Source organism: Actinosynnema sp. NPDC023658 (assembly GCF_040639995.1).
In the GTDB taxonomy this organism is placed as follows: Bacteria; Actinomycetota; Actinomycetes; order Mycobacteriales; family Pseudonocardiaceae; genus Actinosynnema.
The window spans coordinates 1-1,263 of the sequence record NZ_JBFAAX010001352.1 but is presented as its reverse complement, the minus strand read 5'-3'; the positions used below and the strand labels follow the sequence as shown (position 1 = coordinate 1,263).

The window sequence follows — 1,263 nt, the reverse complement described above, 5'->3', positions numbered from 1 at the left end:
TGGTGTTGGGCCACAGCGGGTTGATGCCCAAGACCGTGGGGGTGGCGGAGGCGGCACGGGCGGCCGGGGTGACGGTGATGCACGCGCCCATCACGTTCGTCGAGGGCTACCACGAGATCTCCTCCCACCCGTACGGCATCCTCAAGGGCGTCGTGGACGGCAAGGCGTTCGTCAAGGGCAGCTGGGGCGCGGCGATCGTGGACGACCTCGCGCCCCGCGACGGCGACATCGTCGTGGAGGGCAAGCGCGGGCTCGACACGTTCGCCAGCACCAACCTCGACTTCATCCTGCGCAGCAAGGGCATCACCACCATCGTGCTCGGCGGGTTCCTGACCAACTGCTGCGTCGAGTCGACCATGCGCACCGGCTACGAGAACGGGTACAAGGTCGTCACGCTCACCGACTGCGTCGCCGCCACCTCGCAGGAGGAGCACGACAACGCCCTGCGCTTCGACTTCCCGATGTTCTCCGTCCCGGTCACCGCGGACGACGTGATGGCGGCGCTGGGGGCGACGCGCGACCGGCAGGCGTGAACTCGTCGGCGTGATCGGCCACCCACTGCCGGAACGTGCGCGCCGGTGATCCGGTGACGTCCCGCACCGCGGTGGTGAGCGCGGGCGCGGGCCACGTCGTCATCGTGGCGTAGGTGTCGAGCAGGACGTCCGCGAACGACGCCGGCAGCCCGTCGGTGACGAGCTGTTCCCGGGCTTCCCGCCGGGGGAGCTCGCGCCAGCGCAACGGGCGGCCGATCACCTCCCCGATGATCCGCACCTGCTCGGCCTGCGTGAGCGCCTGGGGCCCGGTCAGGTGGTGCACCACGCCGTCGTGGCCCGCGTCGGTCAGCGCGCGGACCGCGACGGCGGCGATGTCCGCTTCGTGCAGCATCGCCAGGGCCAGCTCGCCGCACGCACCGCGCACCACGTCGCCGGCGCGGATCTGCCCGGCCCACCACAGCGCGTTGACCGCGAAGGTGCTCGGCCGGATGACGGTCCACTCCAGACCGGACCGCTCGAACAACTCCTGCTGTCCGTCCACCGTCAGGTCGCGGACGCCGCCCGACCCGAGGAACACCACCCGGCGCGTGTGCCGGCCGATCACCTCCAGGACGTCGGGCAGCGCCTCCGCCGTGTGCAGGGGCCACATCAGGAAGACCGCGTCCACCCCGCGCAGGCACGCGTCCAGGCTCCCCGGCTCGGAGAGGTCCGCGCGCACCACGTCGACACCGTCCGGCAGCGCCGCCGCCGCGGGATCGCGGGTCGTGGC

Annotated in this window: 2 protein-coding genes; one reads left to right on the top strand and one right to left on the bottom strand. The window is 72.2% G+C overall.

Going from position 1 to position 1,263, the window contains the following annotated elements; genetic code table 11:
- The coding region (locus AB0G02_RS40900; protein WP_360806144.1) for a cysteine hydrolase at window positions 1-533 on the top strand (533 nt) is incomplete at its 5' end.
- On the opposite strand, the gene AB0G02_RS40895 is transcribed toward AB0G02_RS40900, so the two are convergent.
- A partial coding sequence (locus AB0G02_RS40895) for an NAD(P)H-binding protein (RefSeq protein WP_360806141.1) occupies window positions 478-1,263 on the bottom strand: 786 nt, incomplete at its 5' end. The two genes, AB0G02_RS40900 and AB0G02_RS40895, sit on opposite strands and share 56 nt — an antisense overlap.